Below are 24731 nucleotides of genomic sequence, written 5' to 3'. Positions count from 1 at the left end.
CGGCCGCTCGGGCCGCGGCGTCCACCTGGGTCAGCGCCCGGGTGGCCAGGAGGATTTCAGGATCGGCCGAGGCGGATAAGTCGATCATCACTGGTTCGGATCCGGTCTCCGTGTTCGCGCTGGCGGGGATCTCCCGAAGCCAGCAGGTCGGCGTAGATCAGTGGGGATGGCACCGTCCAAGCATCGGGTTCGGGCCTGTGCCAGAACCGTTCCCGGATGTGGACGTTGCCCCGGTCCTCGGCCCGGACCAGGCGGTGCCGGCCGATGAACCGGGCCGGGAGCTGTTCGGCGTAAAGCGTGAGGGAGGCGGGCCGCAGGTGCGGGTCGATGAGGCCGGCCCCGGCCTCTCCCCCCACCTGGATCCCCAGCGAACGCATCTCGGATTCCGAGTCCGGCCACCACGAGAGGTCGTCCACGGAAAACTCTCCAAGAGCGAGCGCGGCGTGCAGGTTGATCGAATATGCCTCCGACCAGTGGTCGAGCAACTCCCCACCGCGGGCCAGCCTGCGGCCTTCCGCCCCCGTGTAGAGGTAACCGGCCCCGGTGAGCTCGTCGATCACCGCCTTGACGGTTCCCAGCGAGGCTCCGCTCGCTCCGGCCAGCACCCGGTACGGCTGGGCCGCCATGTCCGGCCAGCTGAGGAGGACGAACACCACCCGCAGACCCGCCCGGCCGAAAGCACCGGCCCCGCTCGGCGAAGTTCTCGAACGCGGGACCGCCGGATTGCGACGTCCCCGGACATCGACGAGGACGTCGTCCCAGGCGAGGTGGGCGTTGCCCGCGGTGTCCACGTAGTCGATCCCCAAGGCACGCAGCCGCTCGGCGACCGGTTCGCTGATGTAGGTCGTGACCAGCAACGCCGGGAACCGCGTGGACAGGTTGAGGCTGGTGGCCAGCTCAGGCGTCAGCCGGGGCTTGATCTCGACCCCGTAGGTCCGGGTGGCCCCCGACCCCGCCGTGAGCCGCAGCACGGCGTCGGCCCGGTGCCTCTCCGCGGATTCGGCGTGTTCCACGGCGAGCACCTCACCGCGGAGCCCGAGCTCGCCCAGCCGCTCGACTGCCACACCGGCCAAGCTTTTCGCGTTCAACGAGCGAGCATGTTCATTTGAATTGAACATGCTCCTATTCTGAACACTCTTCCGCTTCTCCGCAACCCGCCGGGCTGACCGCCACCCGGCGGGCACCCGGCTGGTGCGATCGGGGCAACTGTCACCGAACGCCTCGATTCCGCTCCGCTGGGTGATTACCTTTGGTGCGCAAGAGACACCGGTCGTGGGGGCACGAGGGGAACCGGCGGATGGACGACGTCGTGGCAGCGTGGCAGCCGGGGCACCGATGGTGACCCGGGTAGGCTTCGGCGCGGTCCTGGCCGTCGCCGAGTTCCGGGCGATGTGGGCCGCCGAGCTGCTGTCGATCTGCGGTGACCAGCTCGCCCGCGTCGCGCTCGCCGTCCTGGTGTTCCAGCGGACCGATTCGGCCGCGCTGACCGGCCTGACCTACGCGCTCACCTACGTCCCGTCGCTTCTCGGCGGGGTCCTGCTGGCCGGCGCGGGCGACCGGTGGCCGCGCCGCGACGTGATGATCGTGGCCGATCTGGCCCGGGCCGCGCTGGTCGCCGTCATCGCGATCCCCGGCGTCCCGCTGTGGGTGCTGTGCGTGCTGGTCGCGGTGATGACGGCGCTCGGCGGGCCGTTCAAAGCAGCGCAGCAGGCACTGCTGCCGTCGGTCCTCGAAGGCGAGCGCTACCTCGTCGGGATGGCCCTGCGGAACGTCACGATCCAGGGCGCCCAGCTGGCCGGGTTCGCCGGCGGCGGCCTGCTGATCGCGGCTCTCGCCCCGACGGCCGCCCTGGCCCTGGACGCCGTGACGTTCCTGCTCTCGGCCGCGCTGCTGGTCTCCGGCGTGCGACGACGGCCGGCCGTGGCCGCCACGACGACCTCCGGCGGCCGCGCCTGGCTGGCGTCGACGACGGCCGGCGCCCGGCTGATCCGGCGCGATCCGGCGCTGCGGACGCTGGTCGCGCTCAACTGGCTGGCCGGCTTCTACATCGTCCCGGAGGCGCTGGCCGCGCCGTACGCGGCCGGCATCGGCGCGGGCGCGACGCTGGTCGGGCTGATCATGGCCGCGGACCCGGCGGGCAGCGTGCTCGGCGGGTTCGTCTTCGGCAAGTGGATCCCGGAAGCGACGCAGGTCCGTGTGCTCGGCTGGCTGGGCATCGCGGCCGGGCTGCCGCTGATCGTGTTCGTCGTCCGGCCGGGGCTCGTGCCGGCGGTGCTGCTGCTGGCCGCGTCCGGGCTACTGGCGACCGGCTACAACATCCAGGGCACGGTCTCGTTCATGCGGCGGGTGCCGGACGAGCACCGCGCGCGGTGCGCCGGCGTGAACTCCGCGGGCCTGATCACCGTGCAAGGGGTGGGCGCGGCGGCCGCCGGCGTGCTGGCCGACGTGCTGAGCCCGGCGCACACCATCGCGGTGGCCGGCGCGGCGGGGGCCGCCGTGGCCGTGCCGATCGCGCGTGCGTGGCGCCGGGTCAGACTGCTGGACTCGGAGGGAGAGCGATGACATCAGTTGTCGCGACCGCACATGGCGCGCCTCCTTTCGCCGGCTCGACCCGTGCCGCCTGCGTCACCGAGCGGACACCATGAGTATGCGGAGCGGCGGTGGAGCATCGCGCGTTGTGCCACGCTTTCGTGACGTCTTCGTCTCGCCACGGCGCTGGGCACTGTGGCGGCAAGGCCTGCGGGTGACCACGTATTGCCTGGTCAGCGAGACCATCGCGGTGGTGCTGACGGTGAAGCCGTCGCCCATCGAAGTCGATCGGCGGACGCTGGCGATCCTCGGCGTCCTGCTGGCGCTCGGCGTGCTGCAGTCGGAGACGGGACGCCGTGTCGAGCGGATCCGCCGCCGCGTCTCGGGCACGCCGCACATCAACATGACGTCGGTCTGGACGTTCGCCGGTGTGCTGCTGCTCCCGCCGGCGCTGCTCGCGGTGCTGGTCGGCGGCCTGTACCTGCACCTGGCGATGCGCAGCTGGTACCGCCTGCAGCGCGTCCCGGCGTCCCGGACGATCAGCAACGCGGCGATCATCCTGCTGTCCTGCTACGCGGCCCAAGGCGTCCTGCGCCTGGCGGGCTTCGACGACGTCCGCGCGGCGCTGGCCCACCCGTGGCCCGGCACGTTCGCGGTAGCAGGAGCCGGCGCGACGTTCTTCGTGGTCAACGCCCTGCTGGTGCTGCCCGCGCGAAGGGAGATCGGCCGCACCCCGGAAGCCCTGTTCGGCACGTGGTCCGACAACGGCCTGGAGGTGGCGACGCTGTGCCTGGGCGCGTTGAACGCGCTGGCGATCACGCTGTTGCCGGGCTTGGTGGTGCTGGTCCTGCCGCCGCTGTTGTTGCTGCACCGCACGGTCCTGGTCAAGCAACTGGAGGTGGCCGCCCACCGGGACGACAAGACGGGTCTGTACAACACGAGCGGCTGGCACGCCCAGGCCGAGCGCACGCTGGCCGGCGCGGCCCGGCAGGGCGGCACGTTCGGTCTGCTGATGCTGGACCTGGACCACTTCAAGCAGGTCAACGACACCTATGGCCATCTGGCCGGTGACGCGGTGCTCCGAGCGGTGGCCGAGGCGATCATCGCGGCGGTCCGCGGCCGCGGCGACGCGGTGGGCCGGTTCGGCGGTGAGGAGTTCGTGGTCCTGTTGCCGGGAATCGCCCACCCGGACATCAGCGCGGTGGCGGAGCGGATCCGCCGGGCGATCAGTGCGCTGAGTGTCCCGGTGGGGCAGCTGCAGGTGACGGGCCTGTCAGTCTCGATAGGCATCGCGGCCTACCCGAGCGCAGGTACGGCGCTGCAAAGACTCCTGGACGCCGCGGACACCGCTCTCTACCACGCGAAAGCCACGGGCAGGAACAAGGTGGTCCACGTAGCGGACCTGGTCTAGCAGGGGTTATGAGGCCCGGACGAAGCGACGTCGCCCGGAAGAGGCATCGAGCCCCAGCATGGCGAGCAGTTCGGCACACTCGGTGACGTCCGAGGAGTGCCCGGCAACGGTGATGACGGCTTTGTCGTTCTGCTCGGCAAGCCGTTCGGCTTCCTCAGCCCGGATAACACCCATCCGGCTGTCTTCGTCGTTGGCGGTGGAGCTGCCATTGGATCGGGCCCAGGTCATCTGGCACCTACTTCCGGCACGGGCATCCCCGGCCGAGACCGACCGGAACCCACAACCATTCGTCGACCCACAGCATGACATCCCGAGTGAAATCACCCACAAGGAGGTCCCCCACAGCACCCTCAGTGAACACCCCAACACGACAACCCGAGCCCCACCCAGCCACCCGGACGAGACCCAAACCCCCCACCAGAACCAAAGCAAACACCCAAACACGCCCCGCACCCAAAAAGCACCCCAAGACCCCCACAAAGCAAGCCAGCCAAACAAACGCCCAGCAAAACCAGCCCCGGCACACCAAGCCCCACAAGCCAGACAGGCAACCAAAACCCCCAGCAAAGCCAGACGGGTGCACCAAGACCCCCAGCGAAACCAGACAGGCGCACCCACACCCCCAGCGAAACCAGACAGGCGCACCAAGGCCCCCAGCGCAGCCAGACGGGCACACCCACACACCCAGCGCAGCCAGACGGGCACACCCACACACCCAGCGCAGCCAGACAGGCGCACCAACACACCCGAGTCAGCCACGGGGGCAGGGGCAAGGGGCGGCAGCCCCAAGGGGGTCCAGGGGGCGGAGCCCCTTGGCGGGGGTCTGGGGGTCCGACCCCCAGAGACAATGGACGAAACCGAAGAGAAGGCCCAAGCTCCGAAGGAGCGAGGGCCTTCTCGAAGGTGGAGGTGCCGGGAATTGAACCCGGGTCCTCTGGCGTATCGACAGGACTTCTCCGTGCGCAGTCCGCTTCGTCTCTACTCGGCCCCTTCAATCACGCGAACAAGCTGAAGTGACGGGCCCAGCCACTGTTTGCTTCACGGCAGGTCCCCGTGGCCGGGACTGCCGCTGAGCCTCCTAGCTGATGCCGGTACCCGGGTCGGAGGCACACCCGGGCCGACAGAGACGCACTCGCTCAGGCGGCGAGGGCGTACTCGCGCTGATTGGAATCGGCGCTTATTCGATTGCGATGACGCTTACGGTGGTCTCTCGCCTGCACCGGCACGCTTCTCCTGGCTCAACGTCCAAAGTCGAAACCGTTCACCCCCTTGGTGGGACACAACCCGTACAGCATAACGCGTGGCGCCAGCCCTTTAGTCCAGGGCGGGGTAGGGCCAGCCCTACCGGCGGGATGCCCGCGCGCACCATGTCGGCCGGCGGTCCGGCGAACGATGCTTGGGGGCATCGTGGGACTGAAGGGAGCCAGGTCATGGCTAGCGAGAGGCGGGATCCGCCGTTCGGCGGTTCGGTGGTTTTCCTGCTGATGAACCTGCCGTTGGGGGTGGCGGCGTTCACGGTCTTGACGTCGTTGACGGCGGCCGGGCTGGGGACGGTCGTGGTGTGGGTGGGGGTTCCGCTGCTGGCGTTGCTGGTGCTGGGGATCCGCGGCGCGGCGCGGATGGAGCGGGCGCGGGTCTACGCGTTGCTGGACCGGTACATCGATCTGCCGTACCTGCCGTTGCCGGCGGGGAAGCAGAGCCTGCGCTGGAAGGCGCGGCTGAAGGATCTGTCGACGTGGCGGGACCTGCTGTACTTCTTCGTGTTGTTCCCGCTCGGGCTGATCGAGTTCACGCTGGTGACGGCGTTCTGGTCGACGAGCCTGGCGCTGGCGGGGCTGCCGGTCTACTTCCGGTGGCTGCCGGGTGGCGCGTACTACTTCCCGTCGGACGACGTGCGGTGGCTGACCGTGGACTCGACGGTGGAGGCGCTACCGTGGGCGGCGCTGGGGGTGCTGTTCATCGCGTTGTCCGTGGCGCTGACCAAGGCGCTGGCGGGGACGCACGCCCGGCTCGCGAACGCGCTGCTCGGCCCGACCGTCGCCCAGCGCCGTCGGATGGAGCGCTGGTGGGAAGAAGCCGAAGAGAAGCACCTGGTGGCGGGATGACGCCGGAGCAACGCCAGCTCGAGCACCCGCGGCCGCACCCGGCTCGCACGATCGGGTACATGCTCCTGAGCTTCGTCTTCCGGCTCGTGCAGTTCGTGCTGATCGTCACGGGGATCTCGGTGGGGGTCGGCACGGCGGTGGTGTGGGTCGGGTTCCCGATCCTGCTGGCGACGACGAGCTTCATCCGCTGGTCGGCGGATCGGGAGCGGGGCTGGGCCGGGCGGATGCTGCGGGTGCCGTTGCCGCCGGTGGAGCGGCGGGCCTACGGCGACGAGCCGGTGCTGCGGCGGTGGCTGATCCGGCTGAGCGACCCGACGACGTGGCGGGACCTGGCGTACCTGATGGCGGCGTTCCCGCTGGCGTGCGCGGAGTTCGCGATCGCGATCGCGTCGATCGTGCTGCTGCCGATGGCGATCTGGGTGACGCCGTGGCTGGGCTGGCTGCACGGGGAGCTGGCGATCGCGTTGCTGGGCCCGAACCGCACGAAGCGGCTGGAGCAGAAGGCCGAGCGGCTGCAGGCTTCGCGGGCGCGGGGTGTGGACGCGGCCGAGGCGGAGCGCCGGCGCATCGAGCGTGACCTGCACGACGGCGCGCAGCAGCGGCTGGTGGCCGTCGCGATGAGCCTGGGCCGCGCGAAGTCGAAGTTCGACCACGATCCCGAGGGCGTGCGGGAGCTGATCGACGAGGCGCACGCGGACGCGAAGCTCGCGGTGTCGGAGCTGCGTGACCTGGCCCGCGGGATCTACCCGGCGGTGCTGGGCGACCGCGGCCTGGACGCGGCGCTGTCGGCTCAGGCGGCGAAGTCGCCGATCCCGGTGGACGTCACGGTGAACGTGGACCCGCGGCCGCCGGCGGCGGTGGAGACGACGGCGTACTTCATCGTCGGCGAGACGCTGACGAACATCGCGAAGCACTCCGGCGCGAAGGAGGCCGAGGTGAAGGTGTGGCGCGACGACGCGCACGTCGTCGTCGAGATCACCGACAACGGCCACGGCGGCGCCGAGATGCGGCCCGGCGGCGGTCTGGCCGGCTTGGCCGACCGCGCCGCGACGATCGACGGTGTGATCACCGTGGTGAGCCCGGTCGGCGGGCCGACCGTAATCCGGGCTGACCTCCCCTGTGAATGGTGAATAGGCTGGGCCCCGATCATCGGAGAACCTGGGGGCCGGATGCGGGTAGTGATCGCCGAGGACGCCGTGCTGCTGCGGGCCGGGGTCACCCGCCTGCTCGCCGACGAAGGCATCGAGACGGTGGCGGCCGTCGACAACGGGGACGAGCTGCTGGGCGCGGTCCTGGAACACCGCCCTGACCTGGCGATAGTCGACGTCCGCATGCCCCCGACGTTCACCGACGAGGGCCTGCGCGCCGCCCTCGCGGCCCGCAAGGAGGTGCCGGGACTCCCGGTACTGGTGCTCTCGCAGTACGTCGAGGAGTCGTACGCGGTCGAGCTGCTTTCAGGCGGCGCCGGCGGCGTCGGCTACCTGCTGAAGGAGCGCGTGGCGGACGTCGCGGACTTCCTCGACGCGGTCCGCCGGGTGGCGAACGGCGGCACGGCGATCGACCCGGACGTCATCGCCCAGCTGATGGCCCGCGGCCGCCGCAACCCGCTGGACGCCTTGACCGCGCGCGAGTCCGAGGTGCTCGGCCTGATGGCCCAGGGCCTGTCGAACACGGCGATCGCCAACTCTCTGGTGGTCTCGCACGGCGCGGTGGAGAAGCACATCGGCAACATCTTCGCGAAACTCGGCCTGGAGGCGAGCGCGGAGGAACACCGTCGCGTCCGTGCGGTCCTCACCTATCTCGGCCGGTGAGCGGACGCTCGGTGACCGAAAGCCCCGTAAGGTGGACGCTGGGTCACCCGTTCTGGCGGCGGCGTCCTCGAGTCCCCTCACCTACCATGAGCGGACCCGACGGAGAGAGGAGAGCGCGGATGTCCGACCAAGCCCGCTGCGTCCGCTTCTTCGGTGGACCGCTCGACGGCCGGGTCCAGGAGCTGGGCGACAACGAGCCCGGCGCCGTCATCCGGCACATCCACCTCCACGCCGGCCCGAAGATCGAGACGCGTTACGAGCTCGGCCTCACCGAGGACGGCTGGGAGTACCGCGTCGCCGCGTCGTCGCGCAGTGAGGCCGAACCCGACGGCATCCGGGAGTCCTGAGCCGTCTGGCGGTAGGGAGAACCCCCGGAGGACGCGGGGGTGAACAGGACCCCCAAGAGGGCGGTCAGCACCGCTGTTCCGGCAGGTCGAAGCGACCAGGCTCTACCGCATGCAGACAAGCCAGGGGGTCGCGCGAGGCGGCCGGGACAGGTTCCTCGACGTCGTCCGGGCGGGGGCCATCCTCGCCGTCATCGCCCAGCACTGGGTCATGCCGGTGCTCTCCTACTCCGACGGCAACCTCGCCACCGGCAACGCGCTGGCGACGCCGGGCTGGTGGGTCGTCACCTGGCTGTCGCAGGTGATGCCGCTGGTCTTCTTCGCCGGGGGCGCCGCCAACCTCATCTCGCTGCGCCGCGCCGAGTCGCCGCGCACGTGGCTCGCCGCGCGGATCCGGCGGCTGATGGTGCCGGTGCTGCCGCTGCTGGCCGTCTGGCTGGTCGTGCCGGACTTCCTGCGCGGGCTGGGCATCCCGCCGCAGCCGTTGCAGGTCGCCAGTGCGATCGCCGCGCAACTGCTGTGGTTCCTCGCGGTGTACGTCCTGGTCGTGCTGCTCACGCCGGTGATGGTCGCCGCGCACCGCCGCTGGGGCCTGAAGGTGCCGCTGGTGATGGGGGTGGCCGGCGTGCTCGTCGACGTCGCGCGCTTCAACGACCTCGGCTACATCGGTTACGCCAACGCGATCTTCGTCTGGGTCGCGGTGCACCAGCTGGGCTTCCACTACGTCGAAGGCCGCCTCGGTTCGCTGACCCGCCGCGGCGCGCTGGCACTGTCGGGCGCCGGCTTCGGCATCACGGCGCTGCTGGTGGCGTTCGGCCCGTACCCGGCCAGCATGATCGGCATGCCGGGTGCGCCGGTGTCGAACATGAGCCCGCCGACCGTGCTGCTCGCTTTCCTCGCCGTCGGCCAGATCGGCTTGCTGCTCGCCTTCCGCCCGCAGCTCAACGCGCTCGCGGAGCGGCCCGGCATCGGGAACGTCCTCGGCTGGCTCGGCGCGCGGTTCATGAGCGTCTACCTGTGGCACATGCCGGCGCTGATCGTGGTGGCGGGCGTGACGGTGTACGGCCTCGGTTACGAGACCCCGGCGCCGGGGACGCTGCTCTGGCTGGTCATGGCGCCCGCGTGGTTCGCGGTGTGCGGCCTGGTCCTGCTGGGCCTGCTGCGGCTGTTCGCCCACTTCGAGATCCAGCGCGACACGTTCGCGGTGACGGCGAAGCTGCCGCAGCTGATCGTGGCCGGGCTGATGGTGTCCGGTGGCCTGCTCGGCCTCGCCGCCCACGGTTTCGCCCCGCTGTCGGAGGGCGTCGTGCACGGCCCGGTGCCGTGGGTGCTCCTCGCGACGGCCGGCTTCCTCTTGGCGGGCAAGCACATCCCGGTGACGGACCTGGGCACCCGGCTGCTGGGCCGCGCGGTGACCGTCTCGGAACGGGCCACCGTCAGGCGTTGAGCAACCGCAGCGGGGTGTCGTGCAGGACGGCCCGCAGGAACGGCTCCCCCAGGCGATCGTCGGCCGCCCAGCCGGCGATCGCCTGCAGCTGTGTCGCGTAGGAGTACGGGATGTTCGGGAAGTCGGTGCCCAGCACCACCCGGTCGGCGACGTCCGCGAGCCGCGACGTCCAGTCCGCCGGCAGCGGCGACATCGCCTCGGCGAACGGCACTCCGACCATCGTGGTGTCGAGGTGCACCCGCGGGTACTTGGCGAGCAGGTCGAACGCGGCGCCGAACTCCGGCATCGCCGAGTGCGCGAGCACCGCCGTCAGCCGCGGATGGCGCGCCAGCACCTCTTCGAACACCCGCAACCCGGTGAAGTCGCCCCGCAACGGTCCGTGTCCACAGTGGACGACCACGGGCACACCCGCGTCGGCGAGCGAACCCCACACCGGCGTCAGGTGCTCGTCACGCGGGTCGTACGCACCGACCTGGACGTGCGCCTTGAACACCTTCGCACCCGCACGCAGCGCACTGTCCACACCGGACCCCGCGCCCGGCTCCGGGTAGAACGTGCCGGTCGGCACGGCGTCCGGGACCCGCGCCGCGAACTCGAGCGCCCACTCCGTCAGCCACTGCGCCATGCCCGGTTTGTGCGGGTAGACCAGCGGCGCGAACCGCCGGACTCCCAGCGTCTTCAGGGTGGCGATCCGGTCCTGCTCGTCGGTGCGGTAGTGCACCGGCCACTCGGTGCCGTAGTGCGTCGTGGCCCGGTCGAAGTACGCCCAGACCTTGTCCATCACCGGTTTCGGCAGGAAGTGGACGTGCAGGTCGACCAGGCCCGGCAAGCCCAGCGACGACGTCCAGCGGGCGACGTCGGCGTCGTCGGCTGGCCCGGCCGTCACTCCGTGAACCGGCCCTTCAGGGCGCGGCCCATGGCCTTGCTGATGTCCCGCTCCGCGTCGCGCTTGGCCAGCGTCTGCCGCTTGTCGTAGGCCTTCTTGCCCTTGGCCAGAGCGATTTCGACCTTGACCTTGCCGTCCTTGAAGTACATCGACAGCGGCACCAGCGAGAGCCCGCTCTCCTTGGTCTTACCGATGAGCTTCTCGATCTCGCGGCGGTGCAGCAGCAGCTTCCGGGTCCGTCGCGGGGTGTGGTTGGTCCACGTGCCCTGCGTGTACTCCGGGATGTGCACGTTGCGCAGCCAGACTTCGCCGTCGTCGACGGTCGCGAACGCGTCGGCCAGCGACGCCTTGCCCTCGCGCAGGCTCTTGACCTCGGTGCCGACGAGCACGAGACCGCACTCGTAGGTGTCGAGGATGGAGTAATCGTGCCGCGCCTTGCGGTTCGACACGATCACCTTCTGGCCAAGTTCCTTGGGCATACGACCACTCTACGTGATTCTCCGGGTGGCAAGCAGCTGCTTTACGTCAGTGCCGGACGTACAGCCGCAGCGTCACGTAACCGGTGAGGGCGGAGATCAGCACGGACACCCCGAGCAGGATCGGCGCGACCGGGAACAGCAGTTCCAGCATGGTGATCTTCGGGAACACGTCGCCGGTGAACACCGAGTCCAGGAAGCCGGCCTTGGTGATGATCAGCATGATGATCCCGAGGATCGCGCCGACCGCGCCGGCGACCACCGCCTCCAGGAGGAACGGTAGCTGCGTGTACCACCGCGTCGCGCCGACGAGCCGCATGATGCCGACCTCCGTGCGCCGGGTGAACGCGGACACCTGGATCGTGTTGGCGATCAGCAGCAGGGCGGCGATGGCCATGATGAGCGCCGCGCCGAAGGCCATGTTCCGGACGCCGTTGAAGGCGTTGAACACGCGGTCGAGGAACTTCTTCTGGTCGTCGACCTTCCGCACGCCCGGCTTGGTGCTGTAGGCCTGCACGATCGACTCGCTGCGGTCCGGGTCCTTCAGCTTCACGTGCAGTGACGCGGGCAGCGACTCGGGGCCGGTGAGGGCGATCAGCTCGGGCTGGCTCTCGAAGATCTTCTTGAAGCGGTCGAAGGCCTGGTCACGGTTCTCGAACACGACCGACTCGACGCCGTCGTTGCCCTGCAGGTCCGAGCGCAGCGACTCGCAGAGCGACTGGGTGCAGTTCTTGTCGTTCGCGCTGATGTCGTCGGTGAGGTAGACCGAAACCTCGACGTCGGCGAGGAAGTTGGACTTCATCTTGTCGATCGTCCGCACGGCCAGCAGGCCGCCGCCGAGCATGGCGAGCGACACGGCCGTGGTCAGCATCATCGCGATGGTCATCGTGATGTTCCGGCGCAGGCCGGTGATTACCTCACTGAAGACGAAACTGGCGCGCATGTCGGGTGCAGGTCCTTGGGGTCGGGGGCGTGCGGGGGTGGGCGGTCAGCGGCCGATGCCGTAGACGCCGCGGGCGTCGTCGCGGACCACCCGGCCGAGCTGCAGCTCGACGACGCGGCGCCGCATGGAGTCGACGATGCCGTGGTCGTGGGTCGCCATCAGGACGGTCGTGCCGGTGCGGTTGATCCGCTCCAGCAGCAGCATGATGTCCTGGCTGGTGTCGGGGTCCAGGTTCCCGGTCGGTTCGTCGGCGAGCAGCACCAGCGGCCGGTTCACGAACGCGCGCGCGATCGCGACGCGCTGCTGCTCACCACCGGAGAGCTCGTTGGGCAGCCGGTCCGCCTTGCCGTCGAGGCCGACGAGCTCCAGCACCTCGGGGACGACCTTCTTGATGGTCGGGCCGGGCTTGCCGATGACCTCGAGGGCGAACGCGACGTTCTCCGCGACGGTCTTGTTGGCCAGCAGGCGGAAGTCCTGGAAGACGCAGCCGATGGTCTGCCGCAGGCGGGGGACCCGGCGGCGGGCCAGCTTGGCGACGTCGAAGTTGGACACCACCACGCGGCCCTTGCTGGGAGTCTCTTCGCGCAGCAGGAGCCGGAGAAAGGTCGACTTCCCCGATCCCGAAGGACCGATGAGGAAGACGAACTCACCCTTTTCGATGTCGACGGACACCCGCTCGAGCGCGGGCCGCGTCGAGGTCTTGTAGACCTTGGAAACCTCTTCGAGCCGGATCACGATTCGGCATACTACCCACCGGTCTCGTGAAGCCCCGGTTGCCTGTGCCACCCGGGTGGAGCAAGGGGCGTTTGCGCACGGTGAGCGGTCACACAACCACCCCTTGCACCGTTAAACGGCAGCGGACTGCTTCCGCCAGCGGATGCCGGCGTCGAGGAAGCCGTCGATCTCGCCGTCGAGCACCGCGGACGGGTTGCCGACCTCGAACTCGGTCCGCAGGTCCTTCACCATCTGGTACGGGTGCAGCACGTAGGAGCGCATCTGGTTGCCCCAGCTGGAGCCGCCGTCCTTGAGCGCGTCCATCTCGGCGCGCTCTTCTTCCTTCTTCCGCAGCATCAGCCGGGCCTGGAGGACCTTCAGCGCGGCGGCCTTGTTCTGCAGCTGCGACTTCTCGTTCTGGCAGGAGACGACGATGCCGGTCGGCAGGTGCGTGATGCGCACCGCGGAGTCGGTCGTGTTGACGCTCTGGCCGCCGGGGCCCGACGAGCGGTAGACGTCGACGCGGATGTCCTTCTCCGCGATGTCGACGTGGTCGACCTCTTCGACCTCGGGCAGCACCTCGACGTGCGCGAACGACGTCTGGCGGCGGCCCTGGTTGTCGAACGGCGAGATCCGGACGAGCCGGTGGGTGCCCTGCTCGACCGAGAGGGTGCCGTAGACGTAGGGGGCGGTCACCGTGAACGTCGCCGACTTGATGCCCGCCTCTTCGGCGTAGGAGATGTCGTAGACGTTGGTCGGGTAGCCGTGCCGCTCGGCCCAGCGCATGTACATGCGAAGCAGCATCTCGGCGAAGTCCGCGGCGTCGACGCCGCCGGCCTCGGAGCGGATGGTGACGACGGCGTTGCGGTCGTCGTACTCGCCGGAGAGCAGGGTGCGGACCTCGAGGCCGTCGATGGCCTTGCCGAGTTCGGTCAGCTCACCCTCGGCCTCGCCCATACTGCCGGCGTCACCCTCGTCACCGGCGAGCTCGTACAGCACGCCCAGGTCGTCGAGCCGCTGGCGCAGGTCGTTGACCCGCCGCAGCTCGCTCTGCCGGTGGGAGAGCTGGCTGGTCACCTTCTGCGCCGCTTCGGGGTCGTCCCAGAGGTTGGGGCTCGAAGCCTGCTGCTCCAGGTCGGCCACCTGCGCGCGCAACGCGTCGAGGTCCATCACCGACTCGATCTGCGTCAGCTTGCCGGTCAGGTCCTTCAACGCCGCGTCGAACTCATCACTCACGTTTGTCGAGGTTACGGCAAAACCCACGACCGGTCGCGAGCACCGGTCGTGGGCGCGTGAACGTCAGGCCGACGGGATGGCGTCGAGCAGCTTCAGCGCGGCCTTGGCCTGCGCCTGGGCGAACTCGGCGACGGCCTTTTCGTAGGGCCCTTCGGCCGACTTGGTGGCCGTCTTCGCGTCGTCGAGCTGCTGGCCGTAGCTGGTGCGCGCCGACTCGAGCAGCGACCCGCGCTGCTTCGCGGTCAACGACCCGGCGTGCACGAGCCGCAGGATGAGCGGGCTGCGCAGGTGGTCGGGACCGGCCTCGGACGTCAGCCAGGCCTTGAAGGCCTTCTTGCCGGCGGCGGTGATCAGGTACTGCTGGCTGGAGCGCGGACCCTGCTTGCCGAGCCGGACGAGACCTTCCTTGGACAGCGCCGGGAGCTCCCGGTACACCTGGCTGCGGGTGACGCTGAAGAAGGCACCGAAGCGCTCACCGGCGCCCGCGACGAGCTGCCCGCCGGTGGCGGGACCGTCGTGGAGCAGACCGAGCAGGGCGGCGGCTGTTGCATTCAATTCGGACACGCCCTCTACATTCCCACTTATCGGCGCCTGTGTCCACAGTGGTCAGCAGATCTGTCCATTGTGGCTAGTGAGATCCCCTCGTTCGGCCCAATCCGCTCTGGTCCACAGTGGACCCCGGACACGCAGCGCAACCACGGTGGCCACACATTGGTCCGACCAGCCGCATGCGGACGGCCCTGACAACCACCAGGCAGGTGAGTTCGGCGGACGACCGTCCTCAGTTGGCCCACTGTGGACACGCACCGCAACCACGCGAAACCCGGCTTCATCCGACGGAATCCGCAGTCATTCGACAGTTTCGCGGAAAAGTCGGCGGCGAAAGTCGTACGAACATGACAAAAGAGGCGCGTTCCCGGTTTCCCGAGAACGCGCCTCTTGGTGGTAGCGGGGACAGGATTTGAACCTGCGACCTCTGGGTTATGAGCCCAGCGAGCTACCGAGCTGCTCCACCCCGCGCCGTTGTGGTACTTGAGAAAGATTACACGGGGTCGCCAAGGCCTTTACACGGGGGGTACCGAAACTCGCTGACCTGGGGTTATCCCGTCTCGAGCCAGCCCCGGGCCCCACCGAGGACGATCTCCAGGCCGTCGTCGAACCGCGCGTCGACGTCCGTGAGCACCGCGCCGCCCGGCGCCCCGCGGTAGCGCTCGTCCAGCTGCCCCGGCACCGGGTAGACGGCCTGCTCTTCGATGGTGAAGCCGACGACGAAGCTGTAGACCGTGAAGAGCACCTGGTCGGCCCGCCGCCGGTCCAGGCCGGCGTCGACGCTCCGGCGGAACGGGTGCTCCCCGACCAGGCCCAGGTCGCCGAGGTAGGTCCCGGCGAAGACCTTCCCGCCGTCGCGGTAGCCCAGCATCATCCGGCGCAGCGCCCGGGCGCGGTAGGCGACGGTCTCCCACTCCCCCAGCGGCTCCGGCGGCTCCCGGTCCGCGTCGGCGTACATCTGGGTCGCCATCTCGTCGAGCAGCTCCTGCTTGCTCTTCAGGTGCCAGTAGAGCGCCGGCGCCTTGACGCCGAGATCGGCGGCGATGAGCCGCAGCGTGAGCCCGTTCAGGCCGACCTCGTTGAGCAGCTTCAGCCCGGCGCGGGCGATGTCCCGCCTGGTCAGGGCCATGTTCGCGGTCTCCTCAGCTTCCCGGCTTGACAGTTTAACGATGTTAAGGGCATCCTCGGGACACGTCAATTTAACGTTGTTAAGGGGATTTCATGGACGAGCTGACGGCGGAGGTGGTCGTCGCCGGGGCGGGGCCGACCGGGCTGATGCTGGCGAACGAGCTGGCCCTGGCCGGGGTGGACGTCGTGGTGCTGGAGCGCCTGGCGGAGCGCACCGGCCTGTCGAAGGCCTTGAACCTCCAGCCACGCACCGCGGAGGTCCTGGACCTGCGCGGCCTGCTGGGCCGGGCGGAGCAGCGGTCGTTCGCGACGGTCGCGGAGGGCCATTTCGCGATGCTCCCGGTGAGTTACGCCGGGTGGGACACGCGCCACCCGTACCAGCTGGGCATCCCTCAGGCCCAAGTGGAGGCGGCGCTGGAGGAGCGCCTGGCCGAGCAGGGCACGAAGGTCCTCAGAGGCCAGGAGCTGACGAGCTTCACCCAGGACGCCGAAGGCGTCACGGTCACCACGACCACCACGACGATCCGAGCGGCGTACCTGGTGGGCTGCGACGGCGGCCGAAGCGCCGTCCGCAAAGCACTGCGGCTGCCGTTCGAGGGTATCGACGGCCGAGGCCACGGAGTGGTGGCGGACGTCCGGTTCGCGGCAACCCCACCAGGCGCCCAGAGCGAGTGGCGCTCGATGCGCAACATCGTCACCGCGGACGGCGTCGGCAAGTACACGGGCCTGATCCCGCTGTCGGAACCGAACCTGTACCGCCTGGCCTACGGAGACCGCCTGAACCGCCCGGCGAACCTCCGAGCGGAAGTGACGGACGGAGAAGTCCGCGACGTGATCACCAAGACGTACGGCGCGGAGACGAAGGTCGAAGAGATCCGCTGGGCTTCCCGTTTCGGAGACGACTCGAGGCTGGCCGCGAAGTACCGAGTAGGCCGGGTTCTCCTGGCGGGCGACGCAGCCCACACGCATTTCCCGGCAGGAGGCCAGGGTCTCAACCTGGGTGTCCAGGACGCCATGAACCTGGGCTGGAAACTGGCCGCACAGCTGAAAAGCAAGGCCCCGACGAACCTGCTGGACTCCTACGAACAGGAACGCCGCCCGGTGGCGGAGGCAGTAGTACAAAACGTAGCGGCCCAGTCGGCGCTGATCCCCGCGACCCCCGAGCTTTTGGCGCTGCGAACAGTCTTCCGGGCGATGTCCGAACTCCCGGAAGCCCAGCATTACTTGTCAGGCTTGGTATCAGGCCTGAGCATCAGCTACAAGGCCCCCCAGAACGCCCACCCGGCAACAGGAACCCGCCTACCGGACTTCAAAACCAGGACGGGCCACGCAAGCGACTGGTTCCACAAGGGAAAGTTCGTCCTGCTGACCACAACCCCCACAGAACCCCCACACCCCGACGTAGAGGTAGCAGCAGTACCCGAACTCCCCTGGCCGGACCTGACAAGGGCCCTGATCCGCCCAGACGGCCACGTAGCAAACACAACTGGGAAGACCAAGGGCTGGCTGACCTGAGAACCCAGCCACACGAAGGGGGGTCCAGGGGCGGCGAAGCCCCCCTGGCGGGGGTCTGGGGGTCCGACCCCCAGGGGGAATGCGAAGGAGGCCCGGCCGACGCATTCCGTCGGCACAGGCCTCCTACATCCGTAGCGGGGACAGGATTTGAACCTGCGACCTCTGGGTTATGAGCCCAGCGAGCTACCGAGCTGCTCCACCCCGCGTCGTGTCCCTTACTTTACGCCTTGGTTTCCGTGGGGCGCAAAGCAGGGGTCACTTAGGTAATCGACGTCACCCGCCGGGCTGGCTGGTGGGGGTGGTGCTGGGTGTGGTGGCCGGTTGTGCCTTGGCCGATTGGTAGGCCTTCGCGGCCGTGTCGAGGGCGGCCAGGGCCGCTCCCTGGTCGGCGAAGTTGCCGGATTTCTGGGCGGCTTGGAGTTTCACGATGGCCGCTTCGATGTCGGCGGCGGCCTTGTCGAGGGCCGCGTTGCCGCCGCCGGTGTTGGGCGGTGTCGTGGTCGGTGTGGTCGGCGTGGTCGTCGTCGGCTGGCCGGTCTGGGGTGGTGTGGTCGTGGACGTTCCGGTGCCGAAGACCTGGTCGAGAGCTTCCTGGAGGGTGGCGCCGTAGCCGACCTTGGGTCCGTAGGAGACAAGGACGCGGGCCAGCTGCGGGTAGCTGTTCTGGTTGCGCTGCCGGATGTAGACGGGTTCGACGTAGAGGAACCCTTCGGCGACCGGCAGCGTGATCAGGTTGCCGTAGATCGGGATGACGTTGGGGTTGTTGAACAGGGTCCGGTCCTGCGCGACGCGTGGATCGCTCTGGAACCGGTTCTGGACCTGGACCGGTCCGTCGACCTGGGTGGCTCCGGTGGCCGCGCTGGGCAGCTGGAGGACGCGGATCTTGCCGTAGTCGACCGGGTCGGAGGACACCGACATCCAGGACGCGAGGTACTGGCGTTGGAGGCCGGTGAGGGAGCTGGTCAGCTGGAACGTCGGTTTGGTCTGGCCCGGGGTGTCGGCGAGGACGTAGTAACCGGGCTGGTTGGCGGCGCCGGCCGCGGCGGGGTTGGCGCCGCCTTCGGCGGTCGGGTCCTGCGGGACGCTCCAGAAGGCCTGCTGGGAGTAGAACTCCTGCGGGTTGCTCACGTGGTAGCGGGACAGGAGCTCACGCTGGATCTTGAAGAGGTCTTCGGGGTACCGGAAGTGGGATCGCAGGTCCGGGGAGATCTCGGAGCTGGGTTTCACGAGTCCGGGGAAGACCTTCTCCCAGGCGTTGAGGACCGGTTCCTTGTCGTCGATCGAATACAGGTTCACGGTGCCGTTGAAGGCGTCGACCGTGGCCTTGACCGAGTTCCGGATGTAGTTGATGGAGCTGTTGCCCTGGCGCGCGACGCCGTTGAGGGAGTCGTTCGTGGCCGCGCCGAGCTGCGTCTGCTGCGAGTACGGGAAGTTGTTGATGGTGGTGTAGCCGTCGATGATCCACTGGATCTTGCCGTCGACGACCGCGGGGTACGGGTCGCCGTCGAGGGTCAGCCACGGCGCGACCTTGCTGACGCGATCGCGCGGGTCGCGGTTGTACATGATCTTCGAGTTGTCGCCGATGGCGTCGGAGAACAGGATGTTCCGTTCGCCGTACTCGGCGGCGAAGGCCAGGCGGTTGAACCAGTTGTCGATCGGGACGCCGCCGGTGCCGTTGTAGGTGTAGCGGTCGGTGGCGGTGTCGTACTCGCCGGGCGCGTTGCCCGAGGTGCCGCCGACGATGGCGTAGTCGGAGTCTGCGGCGGACAGCTCGCCGTAGTAGATGCGGGGCTGCTTGACCTCGATGCCGGGGGCGCCGCCGTTGGCACCGGCGCCGGTCGGGTTCTGGGTGTCGCTGGTGGTGGCGATCGGGTAGCCGCCGTCGGAGTTGGCGTCCTTGACCGCGCGGTCGATCGTGTTGGCCGGCGCGGCGACGAAGCCGTTGCCGTGGGTGTAGACGAGGTGCTTGTTGATCCAGCTGGTCTGGTTGCCGGTCAGGCCCTCGGTCTTGATCTCCTTGGCCGCGACGATGTAGTCCTGCGTGGTGCCGCCGACGGTGTAGCGGTCGATGTCGAGCTTGGCCGGGAAACCGTAGAAGTTTTCGCGGCCGACGCGCTGGGTGAACGTGTCGGAGAGGACGTTCGGGTCGAGCAGCCGGATGTTCGACATCGTCCCGGTGTCGGCGTTGACCTGGGCCGCGGTCGCGTCGGACTTGCCGGTGTACTGCTGGTACTGGACGTCGGTCAGGCCGAACGCCTTGCGGGTGGCGTCCATGTTGCGCTGGATGGACGTCGCTTCCTTCTCGTTCGCGTTCGGCTTCACCGAGAACTGGTCGAGGATGGCGGGCCAGGCGACGCCGACCAGGATGCTCGACAGGATCAGCAGCACGAGCGCGATGGCCGGCAGCTGCAGGTTGCGCAGGAACGCGCCGGCGAAGAACGCGATCGCGCAGATCACCGAGATGCACAGCAGGATCAGCTTGGCGGGCAGGACCGCGTTCAGGTCGGTGTAGGTGGCGCCGATGAACAGCGGCGCGCCCCGGTCGGACAACAGCAGGTTGTACCGGTCGAAGAAGTACTCCGCGGCCTTCAGCAGCACGAAGAGGCCGACCGTGATGGCGAGCTGCGCGCGGGTCGGGCCGGCGAGCTGGCCGCCCTTGCCGGCGAGCCGGATGCCGCCGAAGACGTAGTGCGAGATCAGCGCGCCGAAGAAGGAGATGACGACGGTGATGAACAGCCAGCCGAGCAGCCAGTTGAAGAACGGCAGGTCGAAGGCGTAGAAGCCGACGTCGTTGCCGAACTCGGGATCGGTCTGGCCGAACGAGGTGCCGTTGAGGAACAGCTGCACGACCTGCCAGTCGCCCTGGGCGGACAGCCCGGCGATGAGGCCGGTGAGCACCGGGATGCCGATGCCGAAGAGGCGGATCCGGGCGACGATCGCGGAGCGGTAGCGCGCCAGCGGGTCGTCGGCGCCGGAGATCGGCACGAACACCGGGCGGCTGCGGTAGGCGATCATCAGGCTGATCGCGAGGGCTCCGCCGACGAGCAACCCGACGGCGAAGAAGAGCACGATGCGAGTGACCAGCTGGGTGGTGAACACCGATCGCGCGCCGACCTCGCCGAACCACAGCCAGTCGACGTACGTGTCCAGCAGGCGGGCCCCCAGCAACAACGCGAGCACGATCACCGCGGCGATGATGAGGAGGATCCGGCTGCGCCGGGACAGCTTCGGCAGGCTCACCGGGGGCCGAGTCGCCACGGCACACGCTCCTGTCTTCGTGAATGCTTACACGGGGGCGCGTGCGCCCCCTGGTGACCTAACTCTACGGATGCCGGGGGAAGTTCCCGGGACCCGCCCAAACCGGACTCGCGACGCCGTCGCACGGGGGCGCCTGCGACCATGTGCGCATGAACGAACCGCACCCGGCCGTCCCCGGTGTCGCCGCACTCGCCCGTGAGATCGAGGAGTTCATGGCCGCGGCCGGCTGGGACCAGCCGCCGCAGCTGTTCGCCCTGGTGCCGACGGCGGCGCTGCTGGACGAGCAGCCGGAGCTGGCCGGGCAGCTGGACCGGGCCAACCCGCTGACGCCGGTGGCGCAGGAGGCCCTGCCCGAGGGCGACCTCGCCGAGGCGCTGGGCCGGATCGCCTGGCCCGATCTGGTCATCGGGTGCGCGCTGGCGCAGGAGATCATCGTGCTGCCGCCGGGCTCGGAGTCGGAGCTGCCGGACGTCGCCGAGGCGGACGCGGAGAGCCTGCGGCGCGCGGCCGCCGACCACCCCCAGCGGACCGAGGCCCGGCTGGTGGCCGCGGTGCTGCGCGAGGGCGACCGCTCGTGCGTCATGCGCCTGCGCGGGATCGGCACGGCCGAAGACGGCGACGAGAGCATCGACGAGATCGTGGAAAGCCCCGACCTGGCCCCGAATCTGATCGAGGCGTTGAAGGCGACGCTGATCCCCTGACGGCCGCTGGGTGCCCGGCCGCTCAGCACGACGCGGTCGGCCGTCCCGCCTTGAGGTTGGCCAGCTGGGCGAGCGCGTCGTCCAGTGTGGACACCTTGATGAGGTTCAGCCCCGACGGCGCCGTGGTCTTGGCCTCGGCGCAGTTGTGCTCGGGCACGAGGAAGTCGGTGGCCCCGGCCTCGCGGGCGCCGACGACCTTGAACGAGATCCCGCCGATCGGGTCGACCTCACCCGTCTCGGTGATCTCGCCGGTGCCGGCGATGTGCCGCCCGCCGGCCAGGTCGCCGGGCTGGAGCCGGTCGATGATCGCGAGGGTGAACATCAGCCCGGCCGACGGGCCGCCGACGTCCTGCAGCGAGATGGTCACGTTGAACGGCGCGTCGGCCCGGTCGACCGCGGTGAGGCCGATGAAGCCCTCCTTGCGGTCGGGACGCGAAGCGAGGGTGAGCGGCACGGTCCGCTCCGGCTGGCCGTCGGACTGGAAGGTGATCTGCACGGTCTGGCCGGGCAGGGTGCCGGCCAGCGCGGCCCGCACGTCCCCGGCCTCGACGATCTTCTTGTTGTTGACCGTGATCAGCTTGTCGCCGGGGGCCAGCACGTGGTCGGCGGGGCTGCCGGAGACGATCTCCTTCGCCAGCACCTTGACCGGGTAGCCGAGCTTGCGCAGCGCGGCGACCTGGGCGTTGGTCTGCGAGTCCTGCAGCTGCTGGATGTTCTCCTGCTTGACCTGCTCGTTGGTCTCGCCGGGCTTGAAGTACTCCTCGCGCGGCGCCAGCGCGTACCGGCCGCTCGCCCAGAAGCCGAGGCCCTGGAACAGGGTGACGCCGTCGTGCAGGGAGACGGTCGTCATCCGCAGCTCGCCGGTGGTCTGGAAGGTGCTGTGACCGGCGACCTGGATGACCGGGTTGCCCGCGGCGTCGCGACCGAGCGTGTCGTAGGTCGGGCCCGGGCTGATCGCCACGAACGGCACCGGCACGACCGAACCGAGCACCACGAACACCAGGAACAGCGAGCCGCTGACCACGAGCGTCCAGCCTCGGCGGGTCATCCGCCGGGCCTCGCCGGTCCGCTCCGGCGGAGTTTCCGGCGGGGTCGTCGCGGGGGCGGTCTCGGTGCTCTCCTCGGAGGACTTGGTCACGCCCGACAGCGTACGGTGACCGTGTTCGCTTCTCGGTGAAGGCCACGCACATGGGTCCGGTTGACGCGCTCCGGGGCGCCCGACCCGCGTACGGTGGACCCATGAGCAAACCCCCGTTCGGCTTCGGACCTTCCGATCCCGACAAACGAGGTGAGAACGACCCCTCGGAGGGCGGGCAGCAGTCCGGCGCCGAGGCCTTCAACCAGCTCGGTCAGATGCTGAGCCAACTGGGCCAGATGCTCAGTCAGGCCGGCACTTCCAGCGGGCCGGTGAACTACGATCTCGCCAAGCAGATCGCCCTGCAGAACCTGGGCAGCGCCGGCAACACCGGCGAGAGCCGGCTCGGTTTCTCCGGCGGTGACGACTCGAACGCCGCCGTGCGTGACGCGGCCCACCTCGCCGAGATGTGGCTCGACCCGGCGACGTTCCTGCCCGCGGGCGCGACGTCGACGGTCGCCTGGTCGCCGCGCACCTGGGTGGAGAAGACGCTCCCGACGTGGCAGCGGCTCTGCGACCCGGTCGCCCAGCGGATCTCGGGTGCCTGGATGGAGGCGCTGCCGGAAGAGGCCAAGCAGGCCGCCGGCCCGCTGATGCAGATGATGGGGCAGATGGGCGGGATGGCCTTCGGCTCCCAGCTCGGCAGCGCGCTGGCGCAGCTCGCGTCGGAGATGCTGACGTCGTCCGAGATCGGCCTGCCGCTGGCGCCCCCCGGGACGTCGGCGCTGCTGCCGGCGAACATCGAGAAGTTCGCCGAGGGTCTGGAGCTGCCGAACAGCGAGATCCTCGTGTTCCTGGCCGCCCGCGAAGCGGCGCACCAACGGCTCTTCACGCACGTGCCGTGGCTGCGTCAGCGGCTGCTGGCGACGGTCGAGGAGTTCGCCCACGGGATCTCGGTCGACACGTCGGCGCTGGAGTCCCTGGCCGGCCAGATCGACCCGTCGAACCCGGCGAGCATCGAAGAGGCCATGTCGTCCGGGCTGCTGGAGCCGCAGACGACGGAGGAGCAGAAGGGCGCGCTGAACCGCCTGGAGACGTTGCTCGCCCTGGTCGAAGGCTGGGTCGACGTCGTCGTGGCCGAAGCGGTCGGCGACCGACTCCCGGGTGCGGACGCGCTGCGCGAGACCCTGCGCCGCCGCCGCGCGACGGGTGGCCCCGCCGAGCAGACGTTCGCGACCTTGGTCGGCCTGGAACTGCGCCCCCGCCGCATGCGAGCGGCGTCGACGCTGTGGAACATGGTGGGCGAGCAGCACGGCATCGAGAAGCGCGACGCCCTGTGGTCCCACCCGGACCTGATGCCGACGGCCGAGGACCTCGACGAGCCCCTGGACTTCTCGGCGCGAGTCGGCCGGAGCGGCACGGCGGACGACCTGGACCCGATGGCCGAGCTGGAGCGCACGGAGCGCGAAGAGCGGGAGAAAGCGGACCCCCCGACCGGCGACGACACCCCGGACGACACCAAAAGCTGAGCTTCACCCCTGGACCGGGCGCCCCGCCACCGCGAGGCGCCCGTTCCCGTCCCCCCGCCCACCCACCGTGTCGACCCCCCAATCACGCGAGTCGACCCTCCAGGCACGCGAACCGACCCTCCAGGTACGCGTGTCGTCCGTCCAGGCACGCGAACCGACCCTCCAGGTACGCGTGTCGTCCATCCAGGTACGCGTGTCGTCCACTCAGGTACGCGAGCCGATCACCCAAGCACGCCGGCCGACCCTCCAGGCGCGGGAACCGACCCTTCACGAGTTCGCCAGCCCGCGCCCTCAAACGCAACCGGGGTGACCCGCACCAGCGGATCACCCCGGTTCCGTCCGAAACCGTCACCCGGTCAGTCCTCGGTGGAGATCCCCCACCCGGCGGCCGCCGACAGTCCTTCGAGATACCCCATCGCGCGCTCCGCTTTCGGGTACCGCTGCACCAACGCCCAGAACGCCGCGTCGTGCCCGGGCTCGCGCAGGTGCGCCAGCTCGTGCACCAGGACGTAGTCCAGGACCCACGGCGGGACCTTCCGCAGCCGGTCGCTGACCCGGATGGTCGCGTCGACCGGTGTGCAGGACGCCCACCGCGTGCGCATCGGCGGCACCCAGCGGACGCTCGCCGGTACCGCGGTGCCGCCCAGGTACTTTCCCGACAGCTGCGCGCAGCGCGTCAGCAGGGCTTCGTCCGACGCCTTCGGGGACGCCGGCCGACGTGGTTCCGAGCGCTGCAGCTTGCGCTCCATCTCGGCGACCCAGTGTTTCTCCTCCGCCCTCGTCATCCGCGCCGGGATGAGCACGACGAGCGTGTCGTCGTTCCAGTACGCGGTGACCGTCCGGTGCCGGCGCTGGCTGCGCCGCACTTCGACCTTGTGTTCGGGTGTGTCCGATGAGGGGTTGTCTTCCCCTCGACCCCTCAGCGAGGGCATCCGTGCTTCGACCACTCGACAACGGTAAGGCCACCCACCGACAACTCCGAGCGCCTTAAGGTCACAGACGCGAGTTGTCCACAACTACTCCCACCTGTGGATAACTCGGCGCTTCCGGGTCGTTCGGACGTCTGCGGGTCGC

General features: G+C 69.4%; 22 protein-coding genes, 2 tRNA genes and 1 other RNA gene. 10 read left to right on the top strand and 15 right to left on the bottom strand.

Translation table 11 applies throughout. The features are described from left to right. Positions 1 to 56: 56 nt before the first annotated feature. Complete coding sequence (locus tag OHS18_RS37220; RefSeq protein ID WP_328613908.1) at positions 57 to 1064, bottom strand: type IV toxin-antitoxin system AbiEi family antitoxin; 1008 nt, start codon at positions 1062 to 1064, stop codon at positions 57 to 59. Positions 1065 to 1335: 271 nt separating this feature from the next. On the opposite strand from OHS18_RS37220, the gene OHS18_RS37215 reads away from it, so the two are divergent. After that, entirely contained in the window at positions 1336 to 2562 is a 1227-nt protein-coding gene (locus tag OHS18_RS37215; RefSeq protein ID WP_328613907.1) for an MFS transporter, read from the top strand. Positions 2563 to 2647: 85 nt separating this feature from the next. Then, complete coding sequence (locus OHS18_RS37210) at positions 2648 to 3940, top strand: GGDEF domain-containing protein (RefSeq protein ID WP_442875437.1); 1293 nt, start codon at positions 2648 to 2650, stop codon at positions 3938 to 3940. Positions 3941 to 3946: 6 nt separating this feature from the next. On the opposite strand, the gene OHS18_RS37205 is transcribed toward OHS18_RS37210, so the two are convergent. Further along, positions 3947 to 4168, bottom strand: a complete 222-nt coding sequence (locus OHS18_RS37205) for a hypothetical protein (protein WP_247061315.1) — start codon at positions 4166 to 4168, stop codon at positions 3947 to 3949. A 673-nt stretch (positions 4169 to 4841) separates the two neighbouring features. Continuing rightward, positions 4842 to 5209, bottom strand: a transfer-messenger RNA (tmRNA) gene (ssrA, locus tag OHS18_RS37200). A 161-nt stretch (positions 5210 to 5370) separates the two neighbouring features. On the opposite strand from ssrA, the gene OHS18_RS37195 reads away from it, so the two are divergent. From OHS18_RS37195 to OHS18_RS37175, 5 genes are all read left to right on the top strand, one after another. Continuing rightward, positions 5371 to 6045, top strand: coding sequence for a sensor domain-containing protein (locus tag OHS18_RS37195; RefSeq protein WP_328613905.1), 675 nt, complete (start codon positions 5371 to 5373; stop codon positions 6043 to 6045). Further along, positions 6042 to 7175, top strand: a complete 1134-nt coding sequence (locus OHS18_RS37190) for a sensor histidine kinase (RefSeq protein ID WP_328613904.1) — start codon at positions 6042 to 6044, stop codon at positions 7173 to 7175. The genes OHS18_RS37195 and OHS18_RS37190 overlap by 4 nt, the downstream gene beginning before the upstream one ends. A 39-nt stretch (positions 7176 to 7214) precedes the next feature. Beyond that, on the top strand, positions 7215 to 7856 hold the full coding sequence (locus tag OHS18_RS37185) for a response regulator transcription factor (RefSeq protein ID WP_328444571.1): 642 nt from the start codon (positions 7215 to 7217) through the stop codon (positions 7854 to 7856). Between the two features lie 119 nt (positions 7857 to 7975). After that, on the top strand, positions 7976 to 8203 hold the full coding sequence (locus OHS18_RS37180; protein WP_328444573.1) for a hypothetical protein: 228 nt from the start codon (positions 7976 to 7978) through the stop codon (positions 8201 to 8203). Positions 8204 to 8312: 109 nt separating this feature from the next. Beyond that, positions 8313 to 9647 carry an acyltransferase family protein gene (locus OHS18_RS37175; RefSeq protein WP_328613903.1) on the top strand — a complete coding sequence of 445 codons (1335 nt, stop codon included), beginning with the start codon at positions 8313 to 8315 and terminating at the stop codon, positions 9645 to 9647. Here OHS18_RS37175 and OHS18_RS37170 read toward each other — a convergent pair. The 8 genes from OHS18_RS37170 to OHS18_RS37135 all read right to left on the bottom strand — a co-directional run bounded on the left by OHS18_RS37170 (position 9637) and on the right by OHS18_RS37135 (position 15580). Further along, on the bottom strand, positions 9637 to 10533 hold the full coding sequence (locus OHS18_RS37170; protein WP_328444577.1) for an amidohydrolase family protein: 897 nt from the start codon (positions 10531 to 10533) through the stop codon (positions 9637 to 9639). The two genes, OHS18_RS37175 and OHS18_RS37170, sit on opposite strands and share 11 nt — an antisense overlap. Then, on the bottom strand, positions 10530 to 11012 hold the full coding sequence (gene smpB / locus OHS18_RS37165) for an SsrA-binding protein SmpB (protein ID WP_247061279.1): 483 nt from the start codon (positions 11010 to 11012) through the stop codon (positions 10530 to 10532). The genes OHS18_RS37170 and smpB overlap by 4 nt, the downstream gene beginning before the upstream one ends. Before the next feature lie 46 nt (positions 11013 to 11058). Beyond that, positions 11059 to 11952 (bottom strand): permease-like cell division protein FtsX, encoded by an 894-nt coding sequence (gene ftsX, locus OHS18_RS37160; protein WP_328444579.1) that lies wholly within the window; start codon positions 11950 to 11952, stop codon positions 11059 to 11061. A 45-nt stretch (positions 11953 to 11997) separates the two neighbouring features. Continuing rightward, positions 11998 to 12687 carry a cell division ATP-binding protein FtsE gene (ftsE, locus tag OHS18_RS37155; RefSeq protein WP_247061275.1) on the bottom strand — a complete coding sequence of 230 codons (690 nt, stop codon included), beginning with the start codon at positions 12685 to 12687 and terminating at the stop codon, positions 11998 to 12000. 111 nt (positions 12688 to 12798) lie between these two features. Next, positions 12799 to 13902 carry a peptide chain release factor 2 gene (gene prfB, locus OHS18_RS37150; protein ID WP_247061274.1) on the bottom strand — a complete coding sequence of 368 codons (1104 nt, stop codon included), beginning with the start codon at positions 13900 to 13902 and terminating at the stop codon, positions 12799 to 12801. A 63-nt stretch (positions 13903 to 13965) separates the two neighbouring features. Continuing rightward, positions 13966 to 14466, bottom strand: coding sequence for a PadR family transcriptional regulator (locus tag OHS18_RS37145; RefSeq protein WP_328444583.1), 501 nt, complete (start codon positions 14464 to 14466; stop codon positions 13966 to 13968). 379 nt (positions 14467 to 14845) lie between these two features. Beyond that, positions 14846 to 14922 (bottom strand) — tRNA-Met (locus OHS18_RS37140). Positions 14923 to 15001: 79 nt separating this feature from the next. Continuing rightward, positions 15002 to 15580, bottom strand: a complete 579-nt coding sequence (locus OHS18_RS37135) for a TetR/AcrR family transcriptional regulator C-terminal domain-containing protein (protein ID WP_328613902.1) — start codon at positions 15578 to 15580, stop codon at positions 15002 to 15004. Positions 15581 to 15672: 92 nt separating this feature from the next. Here OHS18_RS37135 and OHS18_RS37130 point away from each other — a divergent pair, with 92 nt between their 5' ends. Beyond that, entirely contained in the window at positions 15673 to 17094 is a 1422-nt protein-coding gene (locus OHS18_RS37130; RefSeq protein ID WP_328613901.1) for an FAD-dependent monooxygenase, read from the top strand. Between the two features lie 132 nt (positions 17095 to 17226). Here OHS18_RS37130 and OHS18_RS37125 read toward each other — a convergent pair. Together OHS18_RS37125 and OHS18_RS37120 are read right to left on the bottom strand one after the other, a co-directional pair. Beyond that, positions 17227 to 17300, bottom strand: a tRNA-Met gene (locus tag OHS18_RS37125). A 67-nt stretch (positions 17301 to 17367) separates the two neighbouring features. Further along, positions 17368 to 20352 carry a UPF0182 family protein gene (locus tag OHS18_RS37120; protein WP_328613900.1) on the bottom strand — a complete coding sequence of 995 codons (2985 nt, stop codon included), beginning with the start codon at positions 20350 to 20352 and terminating at the stop codon, positions 17368 to 17370. A 149-nt stretch (positions 20353 to 20501) separates the two neighbouring features. Here OHS18_RS37120 and OHS18_RS37115 point away from each other — a divergent pair, with 149 nt between their 5' ends. Beyond that, on the top strand, positions 20502 to 21053 hold the full coding sequence (locus OHS18_RS37115) for a PPA1309 family protein (protein ID WP_328444591.1): 552 nt from the start codon (positions 20502 to 20504) through the stop codon (positions 21051 to 21053). Between the two features lie 22 nt (positions 21054 to 21075). Here OHS18_RS37115 and OHS18_RS37110 read toward each other — a convergent pair whose 3' ends face one another. After that, the gene (locus OHS18_RS37110) at positions 21076 to 22101 is read right to left on the bottom strand and encodes a YlbL family protein (RefSeq protein ID WP_442874511.1); all 1026 of its coding nucleotides are present in this window, start codon (positions 22099 to 22101) and stop codon (positions 21076 to 21078) included. A gap of 191 nt (positions 22102 to 22292) precedes the next feature. On the opposite strand from OHS18_RS37110, the gene OHS18_RS37105 reads away from it, so the two are divergent. Next, positions 22293 to 23657, top strand: coding sequence for a zinc-dependent metalloprotease (locus OHS18_RS37105; RefSeq protein ID WP_328444595.1), 1365 nt, complete (start codon positions 22293 to 22295; stop codon positions 23655 to 23657). Between the two features lie 356 nt (positions 23658 to 24013). Here the strand turns inward: OHS18_RS37105 and OHS18_RS37100 are convergent, their stop codons facing one another. Further along, the gene (locus tag OHS18_RS37100) at positions 24014 to 24523 is read right to left on the bottom strand and encodes a M48 metallopeptidase family protein (RefSeq protein ID WP_328613899.1); all 510 of its coding nucleotides are present in this window, start codon (positions 24521 to 24523) and stop codon (positions 24014 to 24016) included. Positions 24524 to 24731 lie beyond the last annotated feature (208 nt).

The organism is Amycolatopsis sp. NBC_00355 (genome assembly GCF_036104975.1).
In the GTDB taxonomy this organism is placed as follows: domain Bacteria; phylum Actinomycetota; class Actinomycetes; order Mycobacteriales; family Pseudonocardiaceae; genus Amycolatopsis.
Note: the sequence above shows the minus strand (reverse complement) of the source record. Positions and strands in the feature narration are given on the sequence as shown.